Below are 1,676 nucleotides of genomic sequence, written 5' to 3' on the forward strand. Positions count from 1 at the left end.
AATAATCATCGTATAAGGAGGTGATCCAGCCCCAGGTTCCCCTAGGGCTACCTTGTTACGACTTCACCCCAGTCATGAACCACAAAGTGGTGAGCGTCCTCCCGAAGGTTAAACTACCCACTTCTTTTGCAGCCCACTCCCATGGTGTGACGGGCGGTGTGTACAAGGCCCGGGAACGTATTCACCGTGGCATTCTGATCCACGATTACTAGCGATTCCGACTTCATGGAGTCGAGTTGCAGACTCCAATCCGGACTACGACGCACTTTTTGGGATTCGCTCACTTTCGCAAGTTGGCCGCCCTCTGTATGCGCCATTGTAGCACGTGTGTAGCCCTACTCGTAAGGGCCATGATGACTTGACGTCGTCCCCACCTTCCTCCGGTTTATCACCGGCAGTCTCCCTGGAGTTCCCACCCGAAGTGCTGGCAAACAAGGATAAGGGTTGCGCTCGTTGCGGGACTTAACCCAACATTTCACAACACGAGCTGACGACAGCCATGCAGCACCTGTCTTACAGTTCCCGAAGGCACACCTGCGTCTCCGCTGGCTTCTGTAGATGTCAAGAGTAGGTAAGGTTCTTCGCGTTGCATCGAATTAAACCACATGCTCCACCGCTTGTGCGGGCCCCCGTCAATTCATTTGAGTTTTAATCTTGCGACCGTACTCCCCAGGCGGTCTACTTAACGCGTTAGCTCCGAAAGCCACGGCTCAAGGCCACAACCTCCAAGTAGACATCGTTTACGGCGTGGACTACCAGGGTATCTAATCCTGTTTGCTCCCCACGCTTTCGCATCTGAGTGTCAGTATCTGTCCAGGGGGCCGCCTTCGCCACCGGTATTCCTTCAGATCTCTACGCATTTCACCGCTACACCTGAAATTCTACCCCCCTCTACAGTACTCTAGTTTGCCAGTTTCAAATGCAATTCCGAGGTTGAGCCCCGGGCTTTCACATCTGACTTAACAAACCACCTGCATGCGCTTTACGCCCAGTAATTCCGATTAACGCTCGCACCCTCCGTATTACCGCGGCTGCTGGCACGGAGTTAGCCGGTGCTTCTTCTGCAGCTAACGTCAAATGAGTATGCTATTAACATACCCACCTTCCTCACTGCTGAAAGTACTTTACAACCCGAAGGCCTTCTTCATACACGCGGCATGGCTGCATCAGGCTTGCGCCCATTGTGCAATATTCCCCACTGCTGCCTCCCGTAGGAGTCTGGACCGTGTCTCAGTTCCAGTGTGGCTGATCATCCTCTCAGACCAGCTAGGGATCGTCGCCTTGGTGAGCCATTACCTCACCAACTAGCTAATCCCACCTGGGCATATCCTGACGCGAGAGGCCCGAAGGTCCCCCTCTTTGAGCCGAAGCTATTATGCGGTATTAGCCATCGTTTCCAATGGTTATCCCCCACATCAGGGCAATTTCCCAGGCATTACTCACCCGTCCGCCGCTCGACGCCGTTAACGTTCCCCGAAGGTTCAGTTAACTCGTTTCCGCTCGACTTGCATGTGTTAGGCCTGCCGCCAGCGTTCAATCTGAGCCATGATCAAACTCTTCAATTTAAGATTTTGTTCGGCTCAATGAATACTGAACATTACATAAGTAATGTTTGAATTGACTGTGCTGAATCTTTCGATTCAATGGTCACTTCGTTTCATTGAAACCTAATTTGA

Annotated in this window: 1 rRNA gene; it reads right to left on the minus strand. The window is 52.1% G+C overall.

Features of this window, described 5'->3' with window-relative positions:
* Window positions 1-13: 13 nt before the first annotated feature.
* Window positions 14-1,565: ribosomal RNA gene (locus ACQEXP_RS21165) — 16S ribosomal RNA — on the minus strand.
* Window positions 1,566-1,676: the final 111 nt, after the last annotated feature.

Source organism: Vibrio sp. TRT 1302 (assembly GCF_050113875.1).
Classification (GTDB): Bacteria; Pseudomonadota; Gammaproteobacteria; order Enterobacterales; family Vibrionaceae; genus Vibrio.